This window comes from Pseudomonas sp. KH_046_1 (assembly GCF_057839025.1).
This window is the reverse complement of sequence record NZ_CM174481.1, coordinates 6,143,380-6,157,952: the sequence shown is the minus strand read 5'-3', so window position 1 is coordinate 6,157,952 and position 14,573 is coordinate 6,143,380. Positions and strand designations below refer to the sequence as shown.

Annotated in this window: 15 protein-coding genes and 1 pseudogene; 10 read left to right on the top strand and 6 right to left on the bottom strand. The window is 60.7% G+C overall.

Annotation, left to right across the window (positions count from 1 at the left end; translation table 11 throughout):
- Window positions 1–4: 4 nt before the first annotated feature.
- The gene (lptM, locus tag AC3IT9_RS28285) at window positions 5–181 is read right to left on the bottom strand and encodes an LPS translocon maturation chaperone LptM (protein ID WP_150724921.1); all 177 of its coding nucleotides are present in this window, start codon (window positions 179–181) and stop codon (window positions 5–7) included.
- Window positions 182–626: 445 nt separating this feature from the next.
- Window positions 627–1,652 carry an IS110 family RNA-guided transposase gene (locus AC3IT9_RS28280; RefSeq protein WP_489271495.1) on the bottom strand — a complete coding sequence of 342 codons (1,026 nt, stop codon included), beginning with the start codon at window positions 1,650–1,652 and terminating at the stop codon, window positions 627–629.
- Between the two features lie 171 nt (window positions 1,653–1,823).
- Between AC3IT9_RS28280 and cyaY the strand changes: the two genes are divergently transcribed.
- The 3 genes from cyaY (at window position 1,824) to rnk (ending at window position 3,020) form a co-directional block, all read left to right on the top strand.
- A complete protein-coding gene (gene cyaY, locus AC3IT9_RS28275; protein ID WP_008050853.1) occupies window positions 1,824–2,156 on the top strand; it encodes an iron donor protein CyaY in 333 nt (110 codons plus the stop codon).
- Window positions 2,157–2,160: 4 nt separating this feature from the next.
- Entirely contained in the window at window positions 2,161–2,382 is a 222-nt protein-coding gene (locus AC3IT9_RS28270) for a DUF1289 domain-containing protein (RefSeq protein ID WP_150724922.1), read from the top strand.
- 227 nt (window positions 2,383–2,609) lie between these two features.
- Complete coding sequence (rnk, locus tag AC3IT9_RS28265) at window positions 2,610–3,020, top strand: nucleoside diphosphate kinase regulator (RefSeq protein ID WP_008050852.1); 411 nt, start codon at window positions 2,610–2,612, stop codon at window positions 3,018–3,020.
- Between the two features lie 6 nt (window positions 3,021–3,026).
- Here the strand turns inward: rnk and AC3IT9_RS28260 are convergent, their stop codons facing one another.
- The 3 genes from AC3IT9_RS28260 to AC3IT9_RS28250 form a co-directional block, all read right to left on the bottom strand.
- Window positions 3,027–5,870 carry a class I adenylate cyclase gene (locus AC3IT9_RS28260; protein WP_489271494.1) on the bottom strand — a complete coding sequence of 948 codons (2,844 nt, stop codon included), beginning with the start codon at window positions 5,868–5,870 and terminating at the stop codon, window positions 3,027–3,029.
- A gap of 192 nt (window positions 5,871–6,062) precedes the next feature.
- Entirely contained in the window at window positions 6,063–6,308 is a 246-nt protein-coding gene (locus AC3IT9_RS28255) for a TIGR02647 family protein (protein WP_150724924.1), read from the bottom strand.
- 235 nt (window positions 6,309–6,543) lie between these two features.
- Complete coding sequence (locus AC3IT9_RS28250; protein ID WP_046039010.1) at window positions 6,544–6,828, bottom strand: hypothetical protein; 285 nt, start codon at window positions 6,826–6,828, stop codon at window positions 6,544–6,546.
- Between the two features lie 124 nt (window positions 6,829–6,952).
- Between AC3IT9_RS28250 and AC3IT9_RS28245 the strand changes: the two genes are divergently transcribed.
- Window positions 6,953–7,612, top strand: coding sequence for a glutathione S-transferase family protein (locus tag AC3IT9_RS28245; protein ID WP_489271493.1), 660 nt, complete (start codon window positions 6,953–6,955; stop codon window positions 7,610–7,612).
- Between the two features lie 99 nt (window positions 7,613–7,711).
- Here AC3IT9_RS28245 and argH read toward each other — a convergent pair whose 3' ends face one another.
- Window positions 7,712–9,106, bottom strand: coding sequence for an argininosuccinate lyase (argH, locus tag AC3IT9_RS28240; protein WP_150724926.1), 1,395 nt, complete (start codon window positions 9,104–9,106; stop codon window positions 7,712–7,714).
- Window positions 9,107–9,447: 341 nt separating this feature from the next.
- Here argH and AC3IT9_RS28235 point away from each other — a divergent pair.
- From AC3IT9_RS28235 to AC3IT9_RS28210, 6 genes and pseudogenes are all read left to right on the top strand, one after another.
- A pseudogene (locus AC3IT9_RS28235) lies at window positions 9,448–9,570 on the top strand (sensor histidine kinase); the annotation flags it as partial.
- Window positions 9,567–10,313 carry a LytR/AlgR family response regulator transcription factor gene (locus tag AC3IT9_RS28230; RefSeq protein WP_150724927.1) on the top strand — a complete coding sequence of 249 codons (747 nt, stop codon included), beginning with the start codon at window positions 9,567–9,569 and terminating at the stop codon, window positions 10,311–10,313. The pseudogene AC3IT9_RS28235 and the gene AC3IT9_RS28230, both read left to right, overlap by 4 nt.
- Window positions 10,314–10,451: 138 nt before the next feature.
- Window positions 10,452–11,393 (top strand): hydroxymethylbilane synthase, encoded by a 942-nt coding sequence (gene hemC, locus AC3IT9_RS28225; RefSeq protein ID WP_489271492.1) that lies wholly within the window; start codon window positions 10,452–10,454, stop codon window positions 11,391–11,393.
- The gene (locus AC3IT9_RS28220) at window positions 11,390–12,157 is read left to right on the top strand and encodes a uroporphyrinogen-III synthase (RefSeq protein ID WP_489271491.1); all 768 of its coding nucleotides are present in this window, start codon (window positions 11,390–11,392) and stop codon (window positions 12,155–12,157) included. The genes hemC and AC3IT9_RS28220 overlap by 4 nt, the downstream gene beginning before the upstream one ends.
- Window positions 12,158–12,173: 16 nt before the next feature.
- Complete coding sequence (locus AC3IT9_RS28215) at window positions 12,174–13,337, top strand: uroporphyrinogen-III C-methyltransferase (RefSeq protein ID WP_150724930.1); 1,164 nt, start codon at window positions 12,174–12,176, stop codon at window positions 13,335–13,337.
- Window positions 13,334–14,572, top strand: coding sequence for a heme biosynthesis protein HemY (locus AC3IT9_RS28210; RefSeq protein WP_150757479.1), 1,239 nt, complete (start codon window positions 13,334–13,336; stop codon window positions 14,570–14,572). Before AC3IT9_RS28215 ends, AC3IT9_RS28210 begins: the two co-directional genes overlap by 4 nt.
- The last annotated feature ends 1 nt before the right edge of the window (window position 14,573 follow it).

Here is a 14,573-nt window from a genome sequence, read left to right as displayed (position 1 = left end):
CTTATTATTGGTAGACGTCGTGCTTGTGTGCTTTGGAAGCAGGCTGCTGCTGCGACGACTTGGCTTGCTCGACAGGGTCCTGGTCTGCATCGGGCAGATACAGCGGGCCTTTTTGACCGCAGGCCGACACAAGACAGGCAACCGCGAGGAGCGCAGCAAAGGAAGAGATCAGGCGCTTCATGGCGAAATCCTTGAAAATGCATTAATTGCGCCAGAGTATACCGGCCACCCGGCAGCTTGCCTATGCAACGGACCGCCCGTCCGGCGGGGCTTGGCCGCAAGCACATCGAACCCTGTGGGAGCGGGCTTGCCCGCGATGAGGCCATAATAGGCGCATCAATGTTGAATGTGAGGCCGCCATCGCGAGCAAGCCCGCTCCCACATCTATGGATACCCCCCATTTCTGCAATACTGTTTTTGATGCGTGTTTGGCTTGCTTTCATCTATCCGGCGTCTGGGTGGCGACCCTGCGCCTCGATGAGAATCGCGCCTGACGGCCCTTCATAGTGAAAAGGCTTTTTCAGCCTTGTGGGAGCCCAGGGTAGTCGTCAGGCCGGTTGGCCGTTCACGTCATCTGTTATCCAGCATCGCAAAACCAGGTGGGTGGTGCTCGGGTGGCAGCGAGGTCAAGCGTTCATCGCGCTTGGCCTCGCCTTGAATTCATCGTGGTGAGCGGCGATCGACCAGGCGATTCTTGCCAGTTTGTTGGCCAAGGCGCAGACCACACGGTTGGAATGATGGCGAGCCAGCAACTGGCGGACCCAATCGGCCAGCGCTCCTGTCTGTCGTTCCAGCCCCATCAGATACACACGGGCGCACTGGATCAACAGCCGTCTCTGATTTCGGTCTCCGCGTTTGCTGATGCCCAAAAGTACCGTCTTGTCGCCGGTGGAGTGTTGCTTGGGCACCAACCCAATCGAGGCTGAATAGTCTCGACCGCACTTGAACTGCTGGCCGTTGCCCAGCTCCGCAGCCAGGACGCTGGAGGTGATCGGGCCTACGCAAGGAATTGTCATCAGGCGAGAGGCCAGATCATCTTCAGCGGCCTGACGTTCAACCTGCTTGTCCAGAGCCTTGACCTGCCCGTCCAGATAATTGAAGTGCTCACGCAGCCCCAGCAGGAGTTGTTTGATCTGCGCAGAAAATGAACATTCCTCCAGCAGCGCTGGCAGTTCCTTGATGGCGTGAAAGCCTGGGGACAGGCTGATACCGACCTCTAAAAGACCGGCGTGAATCCGATTGACGCTGGCCGTACGCTCCTTGATGTAGGCGTCACGTTGCGAATTGAGCATGGCCAGCGCTTGTTGCGACTCGGTTTTAGGGGACACAAAACGCATGGTCGGGCGGCTCGCCGCCTCGCAAATCGCCATGGCATCGGCGAAGTCGTTCTTGTTGCTTTTTACGTAGGGACGCACGAGATGGGGGGCAATGAGTTTGGGTACATGCCCCCATTTTGCCGCTTCTCGTGCCATGTAGTGGGCGCCACCGCAGGCCTCCATCGCCACCGCGCACGGCTCAAGGCTGGCCAGGTGCCTGGCCAGCCCTGCGCGATTGAATTTCTTGTGGTAGAGCTCATGACCGCGATCATCTTGCGCATGCAGATGGAAGGTATGTTTCCCTAGATCGATAGCGACAATAGCAACGTTGTTCATGGCAATAGCCTCCGAAAGACACCCTGTGAAAGTTTAGAAAGCGATCACAGGGTGTGAGGGGGGTAGCCATTTCATTAGGTAAGCTACTGGTCGTTATCCTTTGCAATCGACGGGGCTCGGTCGTATCTTGCGGCGCTTGAGCCTGATCAGACACTTTTTGAGGTTGCCGTAATGAGTTTGTCCGAAGCGCGTTTCCATGACCTTGTCGATGCCACCCAGCAAACCCTGGAGGACATCTTTGACGAGAGCGACCTGGATATCGACCTCGAAAGCTCGGCCGGTGTGCTGACCGTCAAGTTCGAGAACGGCAGCCAGTTGATCTTCAGTCGCCAGGAGCCGCTGCGTCAGCTGTGGCTGGCGGCGGTGTCCGGTGGTTTCCACTTCGACTACGACGAAGAAAGCGAGCGCTGGATGTGTGACAAGAGCGAAGAGCAGTTGGGTGAAATGCTTGAGCGTATCGTCCAGCAGCAGGCCGGTGTCGAGCTCGATTTCGAAGGTCTGTGAGATCGTGACCCAGCCTGCGCCTGTCCGTGCGCCCAAGCCGCTCTACAGCAACGTCAGCCAAGCGGTGCCATCGCCCTGCAGCGGTGTGTGCCGGCTGGACGAGCAGAAAGTCTGCCTGGGCTGCTTCCGTCATGTCGAAGACATCCGCGAATGGCGTTCGGCCGATGACGAACGTCGGCGGGTGATTTGCGAGCAGGCGGCGAATCGCAAGGCCGACACTCTGTAGGAGCTGCCGAAGGCTGCGATCTTTTGGCAGCTCTGAAGATTGCCGAAGAACAAGATCAAAAGATCGCAGCCTACGGCAGCTCCTACGCCGCCGAGTGGCGGCTTGTATATTTTTTGAGCTGTGATAGTGTCCGGAAACGCCTCAACCCACCGAGGCTGATGAAAACCCCGCCTTTTTCTGGCGGGGTTTTGCTTTTTTCGTGCAGAAGAAAGGAGTCTGCCCAGACCATGACCGCACCTTCCATCACCCTTACCCGTCTGGACGTCCAGCGTCTGGAGCGTCTGATCGACAGCCTGGACGACACGCTGCCGGGCGTTATTGCTTTGCAAACCGAACTGGATCGCGCCGATACCCTGGTCGGCCACGATGAAGTGCCGGCGGATGTCGTGACCATGAATTCCCGAGTGCATTGCCGCGAAGAAGGCAGTGGCAAGGACTATCACCTGACCCTGGTGTACCCCAAGGATGCGAACGCCGACGAAGGCAAGGTCTCGATCCTGGCGCCGGTGGGCAGCGCGCTGCTCGGCCTGAAGGTTGGCCAGCACATCGATTGGCCAGCTCCGGGCGGCAAGACCCTGAAGCTGACGCTGCTGGAAGTCGAATCACAGCCGGCCAATGGCGGCGCGTTCCCGGAGTGACATCCCTCAGACCTGATCGAGCGCCTCGTTCAACGCGTACTCCAGGTCGGCTTTGTAGCGCAGGTACAGATGGGTGGAACTCTGGCCTTCGCCCAGCAGGCCTGACAAGTCGAGGTCGGTGATGTAACAACGGTAGCGTTCGGTTTCCCGGCGCTGCCCGACGATTTCCCGGGCGACCACGCGGAACAGCTGGTCGCCATGTTCCAGTTCGGAAAACTCCCGTTGATTGCAATACAACGTCACCTGCACCTGACCCGGTGCGGCTTTGCCGACGATCGCCTGCACGTCGTAGAACGGCTTGTTCACCGGCGTCTGCGACTCCGGCCGGGCTTCGATGCGGCGCGCCCGGCCAGGACCTGACGGCAGCAACTGGCAATACAGGGTGTCGAGGCTCGAGGGGTGGGTCGCGTCCATCGGCAGCAGGGCATCACGGCGGTACTGGATCGATTGCAGGAAACGCTGCAGCGGCACCAGCAGGCTTTGCTCATCGTGCCAGGGCAGGCGTTGCTGCCACAGGGCATTGAACTCATCGAGCACGTACAGATCAGCCTGATCTTCGATAACCCGGTAGAACACTTGAATGCAGTCCGGCTGGCCCGTTGGCAGGAATAGCGCGAGGTCGTGGTCTTCCAGTGCCTTTGGGTCCAGGTGAAGTGGGCTGTAACTCGCCACTTCCTCGCCCAGGTAATCGATCAACGCTGGCAGAGTGGCCAGCGCGATGTGCTGGACCTGGCCCGGCACCAACTCCAGCACGTGGTAGTGCTGCTGGACCTGGATCAGGTAGCGATGATTGAGCCGGCTCAGCAGCAGGTTCTGCGCGGTATCGAGGATTTCCTCGACCCGTTGGGCAATGAACTGCGCGCGGTTATGGCAGAAGCAACGCACCCTCAACTTCGGCTGTTGCGGCCCGGCCGGCAGGTTGTTGAGGTAGTCGCGGATGCAGTCGAGCAGGGCATGGGGACCGTCGTAGCGGCCGACCAGCACTTCGTTCCAGCTATTGAGCGTGACCTGGTCCAGGGTCAGCACCAGATTTTCCCGGACACCGGCGTAGCTCAGGGAGTCGGTGCGCTCGGTGGTCATGAGGATGTTCAGGTCGCGATGATGCTTGAGCGGATCGATGCCGACATTCACCAGAATCAGCACTTCACTCGGCACGCTGGCGCGCAACAGAGGTTCTTCGGCAACGGTGGGCAAGGGCAGGGCGATGGTCTGTTGCAGGCTGCCGAGCAAGTTGAACAGTTCGAATTCGCTCAAGTCGCTGGTGCCGGGGTGCAAGGCCAGACGGGTACTGCTGTCGATTACGCCATTGCGGTGGCACCAGGTCAGCAGTTCGAGCAAGTGACGGCTGCGTTTGATCGGCGCGAAATGCTCCCACTCCAGTGCCGTCAGGCTGCCGTTGTACAAGCCCCACTGGCCTTGCCCCGGTTCTTTCTTGTTCGGGGCGTACACCAGCGTCAGGGTGTCTTCAGCGAGGTCCGGGGCGATGCCGGGGTTGATGAGTTCGACTTTGCCGGCCTTGCGCTCGAAAGCGGCGTACAGACGACGGCCGAGGACACTCAGGTCGCGCTTGTTGATGCGGCTGGCCGTTTGTTCGTGACGGGCAAACTGGGTGAGGAAGCGGTAGCTGTAGTTCAGCTCGTTGACCAGTGCACGCCGCTCGGAGCTGACCTGGCGGACTTTCCACTGGCTGCGGCTGTCGAGCAGGGCCAGTTGGCGCTGGTCCCAGTGCCATTCGTGGGCCAGGCGTTCGAGCAAAGAGCGCTGCCAGCTTTGGGTGCGGTTGTTGCCGGTGAGTTTGCGATTGACCTTCAGGTACAGCGCGCGACGTACCAGCTCCAGCCGTTCCGGTTCGTTGCGGGCGATCAGGTATTCCTCGATGCGCCGGTACACCACGACGTACGGATCCAGTTCGTCGAGGTCGAGCCGGTTGGCGAATACTGCTTGCTTGAAGCGCAGGCTCAGGCAATGAACCCTGGGGTGCTCACTGGCGTAAACCTCGGTCAGCAGCAGCTTGAGTACCGCCTTGTAGGGCGACTCGATGCCCTTGAACAACTGCCAGAGCCCGGCACCGATAAATTCGCCGGGCGGGATGTAGGCCAGGTTGCCGAAGTCGAGGGTTTCATCGGCACGGATGAAGCGTTTGGAAATCAAGGTGTGGGTGTAACGGTCGTAGCTCGACTCTTCGTAGACCGGCACCAGCCACCAGATTGGTGTCCGCCCGGCGAGCCAGATCGCGGTGCGGTAAAACTCGTCCAGCAACAGGTAGTGCTGGGTGGTGCCGCAATCTTCCGAACTCAGCTGGGTATCGCGCTCGCCACGGACGAAACGGCTCGGGTCGATCAGGAAAAAATGCGCTTCGGCGCCTTGGCTGGCGGCCCAGGCTTCCAACAACTGGCATTTTTTGCGCAGCTCGGCGAGTTCGTTCTCGGTCAGATCCGGCCCATGGCAGACCCACACATCCATGTCGCTCTGGTCGGCCTGCGCCAGGGTGCCGAGGCTGCCCATCAGGAACAGTCCGTGAATCGGTCTCGGCGGGTTACTGCCGTGGCGCGGCTTGTAGGAAAACGAGCGGGTCAGGCGCTGGGCTTCAGCGAGGACATTGGCATCCGGCTCGAAATTCGACAGCCCGGCCGGCGTACTGCCAGAAACGTAGCCGGGCAACAGCGGATGGTTGACGTGGAAAAACAGCGGCAGCAAGGTCAGGACCCCTTGCTGGCGGGTAGACAACCCTTCCATGGCGCGAGCCATGCGTCCTTCGTTGAGTTTCAGGAAGCGTGCGCGCAGCTGGCTGAGAACCTTGCGGTCGATTCCCTCGTCCAGATCGGGGCGGATTTCATGGGTGCGCGTCATGTCAGCTCAAACCGGCTCGCAGGGCTCGGACGTGGGGGCTCAGGTGAGGGGGAGTTTAGCGCCTGGGTCACGAGACTTTTAAGCTGATTTTGTATTTCTGGCGTCAGATTTCTATCGCGCGGGCTACAACGGGCATCGAAATGCGCCCACGGAAATCCTTCAGCAGGGTTTCCGTGGGCGATGCGGGGGAATTCAGGCTGTTTCTTCGGCTCTCAGAATGGTGAGCACGGTTTGCACATTTTGCGCGGCGTCACGACCCAGGCTGGTCAGATAGCCGCCATCAGGCTGGTCGATCAGATCTTTTTCAAATAGGCGTTTGGCAGCGGCAATGGCTTTTGGGGCAGCGGTCTGATGAATTTTCAAACCTTCCTGGGAACTGTCCAGGTTGAAGAGTGCGAGGATTTCCAGTTCGGCAACCAACTCAGGGGTAAGCGACATAAGGACTCCAGACTTTCTAGGAATTGGACGACAGCGCCCCTAAGGTGAACCCGCTTGTCCGGCATGTCCAGTGCTCGCGACAGGGTTTTTTCTTTGTAGGAGCAGCCGGTCGACGCTCGATTGCTCGCGAAGGTCGTCAACGATAACGCTGGAAACCTGATGCCCCGCGGCGTTCTCGGGTTTTTCGCGAGCGATCGAGCGTCGACCGGCTGCTCCTACAGGGAAGGGGTGGGCCTTACTGCTTTTCCGGCGGCAACTCGGGCAATGCGCGCAGCGCAGCTTCGTACCATTCGGTGTTGAACGCGCGGTCTTCTTCGAGGATCGCGTCGATTTCCACTGCCAAAACGTGAGCCATCAGGTTGAGGATTTCTTCCCGCTCGTAACCCACCAGCGTCAGCTTGTTGAACGTCGCCTTGGCCGCTGGCGGGTTGTCGCTTTCGATCTGGTTTTCGATGGCCTGGATCAGGGTGCTTTCGGCGAACTCTTCTTCGTCGTTGTCGATATCGGTTGGCTCGCTCATGGCAGGCTCCTCAGGGAAAGGCGGCCAGTTTACCCGTATTCAACGGCGTGATGCTGCTGGCAAGAATCCCGGCAGCGTTCTATAAACAGGCACTGCCCACCCCGCATGGCCTGGAGGCTTTGTGATGATCAAGCTTTATGGATTTTCCGTCAGTAACTACTACAACATGGTCAAACTGGCGCTGCTGGAAAAAGGCCTGCCCTTCGAAGAAGTACCGTTTTACGCTGGCAACAGCCCCGAGGCACTGGCCATCAGCCCGCGCGGAAAGGTCCCGGTGCTGCAGGTAGAGCAGGGCTTCATCAATGAAACCAGCGTGATCCTCGAATACATCGAGCAAAGCCAGAAAGGTACGTCGCTGCTGCCGAGCGATCCGTTCGAGCGCGCGCAGGTGCTGGCACTGGCCAGGGAAATCGAGTTGTACATCGAATTGCCAGGCCGGGCCTGCTATCCCGAGGCTTTTTTCGGCATGACCCTGCCGGAAGCGATCAAGGAAAAAACCAAAGCCGAATTGTTGCTGGGGATGGCGGCGCTGGGTCGGCACGCCAAATTCAGCCCTTACGTGGCTGGCGACAGCTTGAGCGTGGCGGATTTGTATTTCCTGTTCAGCGTGCCGCTGGCGTGCGGGGTCGCCAAGAAGTTGTTTGGCATCGATCTGTTGGCCGAGATGCCGAAGGCCAAGGCACTGCTGGAGCGGTTGGGGGGTAATCCAAATGTGCAGCGTGTGGCGGCTGACCGGGAGGCCGCGATGCCGGCATTCTTGGCGATGATTGCTGCCAAGAAGTAATTCTGTGGGGTTTTGAAGACAGTCATCGCGGGCAAGCCCGCTCCCACAAGATTGCGTAAACCCTGTGGGAGCGAGCCTGCTCGCGAAGCTTTTGGCGATTTAGCGGCTGGCGAGCAACGCCTGGCCGCGAGCCACGGCAGCCTTCACCTGCGCCGGCGCGGTGCCGCCGATGTGGTTACGGGCATTGACCGAGCCTTCCAGGGTCAGCACGGCGAACACGTCCTGATCGATCTGGTCGCTGAACTTGCGCAGTTCTTCCAGGCTCATTTCCGCCAGGTCCTTGCCGCTGTCCACGCCGTACTTCACGGCATGACCAACGATTTCGTGGCAATCACGGAATGGCAGGCCGCGACGCACCAGGTAGTCGGCCAGGTCGGTGGCGGTGGAGAAACCGCGCAGGGCCGCTTCGCGCATCATCGCGTGCTTGGGCTTGATCGCCGGAATCATGTCGGCAAAGGCCCGCAGCGAGTCGCGCAGGGTATCGGCGGCATCGAACAGCGGTTCCTTGTCTTCCTGGTTGTCCTTGTTGTAGGCCAGAGGCTGGCCTTTCATCAGGGTCAGCAGGCCCATCAGTGCGCCGAATACGCGACCGGTCTTGCCACGCACGAGCTCCGGTACGTCCGGGTTTTTCTTTTGCGGCATGATCGAGCTGCCGGTGCAGAAACGGTCGGGCAGATCGATGAACTGGAACTGCGCGCTGGTCCACAGCACCAGCTCTTCGGAGAACCGCGACAGGTGCATCATCGCGATGCTGGCCGCCGAGCAGAATTCGATGGCGAAATCACGATCGGAGACGTTGTCCAGCGAATTGCCGCCAACCGCGTCGAAGCCCAGGAGTTGGGCGGTGTATTCGCGATCGATCGGGTAGGTGGTACCGGCCAGCGCCGCGCTGCCCAGCGGCATGCGGTTGGTGCGCTTGCGGCAGTCGACCAGGCGTTCGTAGTCGCGGCTGAGCATTTCGAACCAAGCCAGCATGTGGTGTCCGAACGTCACCGGCTGTGCGGTCTGCAGGTGGGTGAACCCCGGCATGATGCTGCCGGCTTCGCGCTCGGCCTGCTCCAGCAGGCCTTTTTGCAGGCGGGTGATTTCGGCCAGGATCAGGTCGATCTCGTCACGCAGCCACAGACGGATGTCGGTGGCGACCTGATCGTTACGACTGCGGCCGGTGTGCAGCTTTTTACCGGTCACGCCGATGCGGTCGGTCAGACGCGCCTCGATGTTCATGTGGACGTCTTCGAGGTCGATGCGCCAGTCGAATTGGCCGGCTTCGATTTCACCCTGGATGGTGTTCAGGCCATCGATGATGCTGTCGCGCTCGGCATCGGTCAGCACGCCGACCTTGGCCAGCATGGTGGCGTGGGCGATTGAGCCCATGATGTCGTGGCGATACAGGCGCTGGTCGAAGGTGACGGAGGCGGTGAAGCGGGCGACGAAGGCGTCGACGGGTTCACTGAAGCGGCCGCCCCAGGACTGATTGGTCTTGTCAGTGCTCATGAATTCGCTCGTATCGGCTTGAGGTAAGAAGGCGTGGAACGCTGGCGCGGATAATAACAGGGTTGCCAATCCTGTCGCTGACACTGGTCGATACGTTTTTTTGGGGGGGAGAGCCCTGGCCCGGGTAAGACCCGCGTATTTTTGCCGAACGATATTTTCCAATTGAGCTATATCGTCCCGGCAACCGTCTACAGTTGGACAATAGGATCAGCGCACTTCTCGGTGCAGCCGCTGGCTATAAGAAGAGTGGGGTGTTCATATTGCGTATCAGCAAACCCTGTGGCGATGTGTCGCCAATGCGGACCTGGACCGCCAATCGCCCGGCAGATGAAAATTTAGCCGCCGGACCAGCGGCACTTTTTGACGCTCGCGCTAGTCTTAGCGTGGATCGCGGTGACGGACGTCACTTCACCTGTCTACGCTATCCTTGTGCGAGACTCACGCAGGAATCCAGCGCAATATGAATGTCCTGATCGTTGATGACGAACCCTTGGTCCGCGAGCGCCTGAGCCGAATGGTTGGCGAACTCGAGGGATACAGTGTCCTGGAGCCTAGTGCCACGAATGGCGAAGAGGCGTTGGCACTGATCGACAGCCACAAGCCGGATATCGTGCTGCTCGATATCCGCATGCCCGGCCTCGATGGGCTGCAAGTGGCTGCGCGGTTGTGCGAACGCGAAACTCCGCCCGCCGTAGTGTTCTGCGCCGGGCCCGATGAATTTGCCGTGGAAGCCTTACAGGCCAGCGCCGTAGGCTATCTGGTGAAACCTGTGAGAACTGAACAATTACATGACGCATTAAAGAGAGCCGAGCGCCCCAATCGTGCCCAGCTCGCCGCCCTGACCCGCCCTGCTGCCGAAAGCGGCAACGGCCCGCGCAGCCATATCAGCGCCCGAACCCGTAAAGGGATCGAGCTGATTCCGCTGGATCAGGTGGTGTATTTCATTGCCGACCACAAATACGTGACCTTGCGCCACGAAAGCGGCGAAGTGCTGCTCGATGAGCCGCTCAAGGCCCTCGAAGATGAATTCGGTGACCGTTTCGTGCGTATCCATCGCAATGCGCTGGTCGCCCGCGAGCGTATCGAGCGATTGCAACGCACACCTCTGGGGCATTTTCAGCTGTTCCTCAAAGGCCTCAACGGTGATGCGCTGATCGTCAGCCGTCGTCATGTGGCTGGGGTACGTAAAATGATGCAACAGCTTTAAACAGCTGTTCGCAGGCCAATTTCACACCCGATTGCCGGACATCCGGGGCCAGGGAGGCCGAGTAGTATCTGATACAAGTCAAAGTGGATTTGGCTGAGCTGTTATTATCCGTCATATCTATTCAGTACGGATTGATCCATGTCCTCTCGCCAGATCCGCATCGCCACCCGCAAAAGCGCTCTCGCCCTGTGGCAGGCCGAATACGTCAAAGCCCGTCTTGAAGCAGCTCATCCGGGCCTGCTGGTGACTCTCGTCCCCATGGTCAGCCGTGGTGACAAGCTGCTTGACTCTCCGCTGTCGAAAATCGGCGGCAAGGGCCTGTTCGTCAAGGAACTCGAAACCGCGCTGCTGGAAAATGAAGCCGACATTGCCGTGCACTCCATGAAGGACGTGCCGATGGACTTCCCCGAAGGCCTCGGTCTGTTCTGCATCTGTGAGCGGGAAGACCCGCGCGATGCCTTCGTTTCCAACACTTACACCAGCCTGGATGAGTTGCCCCAGGGCAGCATCGTCGGCACCTCCAGCCTGCGTCGTCAGGCTCAATTGTTGACCCGTCGCCCGGACCTGGAAATCCGCTTCCTGCGCGGCAACGTCAACACTCGCCTGGCCAAGCTCGATGCCGGCGAATACGACGCCATCATACTCGCCGCTGCCGGCCTGATCCGCCTGGGCTTTGAAAATCGCATCACCTCGGCCATCAGCGTCGATGACAGCCTTCCGGCCGGTGGCCAGGGCGCGGTGGGTATCGAATGCCGCAGCGTCGACAGTGAAATCCATGCGTTGCTGGCGCCCCTGCATCACCAGGACACCGCCACCCGCGTGACCGCCGAACGTGCCCTCAACAAGCACCTCAATGGTGGCTGCCAGGTGCCGATCGCCTGTTACGCCGTGCTGGAGGGTGAGCAAGTCTGGTTGCGCGGGCTGGTGGGCGATCCAGCCGGTGGCCTGCTGCTCAGCGCACAAGCCCGCGCCCCTCGCGGCGATGCCGAGGCGCTGGGTGTGCGAGTCGCCGAAGACCTGCTCAGCCAGGGTGCCGACGCCATCCTCAAAGCGGTCTATGGCGAGGCTGGTCACGAGTGATCGGCTGGCGCTTGCTGCTGACGCGTCCCGCCGAAGAAGCGGCGGCGCTGAGCAGTCTTTTGGCCGAGCAGGGGATATTCAGTAACAGTCTGCCGCTTTTGGACATCATGCCCATTGCGGCCACTGACACAATGCGCCAGGTGATTCAGGCGCTGGATCAGTTCTGCGCCGTCATCGTGGTCAGCAAGCCGGCAGCCCGGATCGGCGTCGAACTGCTCGAGCGATATTGGCCAACACCGCCTGGTGTGAAGTGGTTCAGCGTCGGTGCGGCGACTGCGCAGATCCTCGAGGATCACGGGTTGGACGTGAGCTTCCCGGCAGAGGGCGATGACAGTGAAGCCTTGCTCGAACTTTCCCGACTGCGCGAGGCCATCGCACAACCCGATGCGCGAGTGCTGATCCTGCGTGGGGAGGGCGGGCGCGAGTTGCTGGCTGAGCGTTTGCGTGAGCTTGGTGCTAGTGTCGAGTATCTGGAGCTGTACCGCCGGGCATTACCGAATTACCCGCCGACTGCGTTGCCGGAACGGATCCGGGCGGAACGCCTGAACGGGCTGGTGGTCAGCAGTGGGCAAGGTTTTGAGCACCTGTATCAACTGGCCGGCGATGCCTGGCCGCAGTTGGCGCGGTTGCCGTTGTTTGTACCGAGCCCCAGGGTTGCCGAAATGGCGCGTGCCGCCGGGGCCAAAACAGTTGTGGATTGTCGCGGCGCCAGTGCCGCGGCCTTGCTGACGGCGTTACGGGAGCATCCCGTACCCGTTTTCTGATGCAAAGGATGGATACGTGAGCGAAACAGCCTTGCCTAAAGATGACGTGCGACCTGTGCTTGATGCACCAGTTGATGCTCCTGTTGATGAAATGCCGCCGCCGCCACCTGCTGCCGAGCAGCGTCGAGGCAATGGTCTGGCAATCATTGCGCTGCTGTTGGGTGCGGCCGGTGTCGCAGTGGGCGGTTGGGGTGTCTGGCAGGTGCGTCACTTGCAGGCCAATAATCAGCAGCAACTGAGCCAGGTGCAGGCGCTGAATGACCAGGCGCAAAGCCTCAAGCTCAATGAAGAGCGCCTGAGTGCACGCCTGGCGCAATTGCCTCCCGCCGATGAACTGGAAGCACGCAGTCGTCTGGTGATTCAGCTGCAAGGTGATCAGCAGCGTTTGAACCAACGGCTGGAAACCGTACTCGGCGCCAGTCGCAAGGACTGGCGTCTGGCCGAGGCCGAGCACCTGCTGCGTCTGGCCAGTCTGCGACTTTCCGCCTTGCAGGACATCAGCAGCGCCCAGGCACTGGTCCAGGGTGCCGACGAGATACTGCGCGAGCAGAACGACCCGGGTTCCTTTGCCGCTCGCGAGCAGGTGGCCAAGACCCTGATTGCCTTGCGCAGTACCGAGCAACCGGATCGCACCGGGCTGTTTCTGCGTCTTGGCGCGCTGCGCGATCAAGTGGCCAGCCTCACTGAGCTGGCGCCGGAGTACAAGGACCGTGGCGATTCGTTGCTGGGCCTGACCGCCGATGGCGACGGTGCCAGTCGCTGGGCGCAATGGTGGGATCAGATTTCGCGCTACATCCGTATCGATTTCAATGCCGACAAAAACGTTCGTCCATTGCTGGCCGGCCAGAGCCTGAGTCAGGTACGCCTGGCCCTGAGCCTGGCGCTGGAGCAAGCGCAGTGGGCCGCACTCAATGGCCAGGCGGCGGTTTACTCCCAGGTGCTGGACGAAGCGCGGGACATCCTCAAGGGCAACTTCAACCCGGACAACGCGCAAAGCAAAGTCATGCTTGAGCAGGTGGCCGAGTTGAGCAAGCAACCTGTCACCGTCGTCACGCCGGACATGACCGGCACCCTGAGCGCGGTGCAGGGGTATCTGGAACGGCGCAACGTCAACGCCGAAGATTCGGTCAAGCCGCTGGTCAGGCCTGCTGCGAACACCGCGCCGGAGGCCACGCCATGAAACGCCTCTATGTGATCGTGTTCCTCGTGATCGCCGCTGCCGCTGCGCTGGGGCTGGCGATTGCCGAACACTCCGGTTACGTGCTGATTGCCTACAAGACCTTCCGCTATGAGTCGAGCCTGTGGGCTACTTTGGCGCTGGTGGCTGTGCTCTGGCTGGTGATCTGGGGCATCAAGTCGCTGGTCGAACTGGTGATGGCTTCCAGTGGCGTGGTCAATCCGTGGTCGCGACGTAACCGCAGCCGTCGGGTGCAGGTGGCGATCGAACACGGTCAGCTGGACCTGGCCGAGGGTCGCTGGGCCAGCGCGCAACGGCACTTGCATCGGGCTGCCGAAGCCGAGCGCCAGCCGCTGCTTTACTACCTCGGCGCTGCCCGTGCCGCGAACGAACAAGGCAATTACGAAGAAAGCGACAACTTGCTGGAGCGCGCCCTGGAGCGTCAGCCTCAGGCCGAGTTGGCGATCGCCTTGAGCCACGCCCAGTTGCAGACCGATCGCGGTGATACCGAAGGCGCCCTCGCCACCCTGCAAGCCATGCGTGAACGCCATCCTCATAACGCACAGACCCTGCGTCAGTTGCAGCGCCTGCTTGCGCAGCGTGGTGACTGGTCGGCAGTGATTCGCCTGCTGCCGGAGCTGCGCAAGGACAAAATCCTGCCGGCGGCCGAACTCGCCGATCTGGAGCGTCGGGCCTGGGGGGCGAACCTGTCCCTGGCGGCGCAACGGGAAGAAGACGGAACGGTGGGGCAGCAATCGCTCGAACGTGCCTGGCAACAACTGACTTCAGCACAGCGTCAGGAGCCGCAACTGGTGCTCGCATATGCCGAACAACTGCGGCAATTGGGGGCCCAGATCGAGGCCGAAGAAGTGCTGCGCACCGCTCTCAAACGCGGCTACGACAGTCATCTGGCACGACTCTACGGACTGGTTCGCGGCAATGATCCGACCCGCCAGCTGCAAGCCGCCGAAGGCTGGCTCAAGGACCATCCGGCCGATCCGGGTCTGCTGCTGACACTGGGTCGTCTTTGCCTGCAAAACAGTTTGTGGGGCAAGGCCCGTGACTATCTGGAAAGCAGCCTGCGTGTACAACGCCATCCGGAAGCCTGTGCGGAGCTGGCGAGGTTGTTGGCGCAAATGGGCGATACCGAGCGTAGCAACCAGCTGTTTCAGGAAGGCCTGGGGCTGTTGGATGAACGCTTGCTCGCGGCCCCTCTGCCGGTGGCGGTCCGCGCTTGAT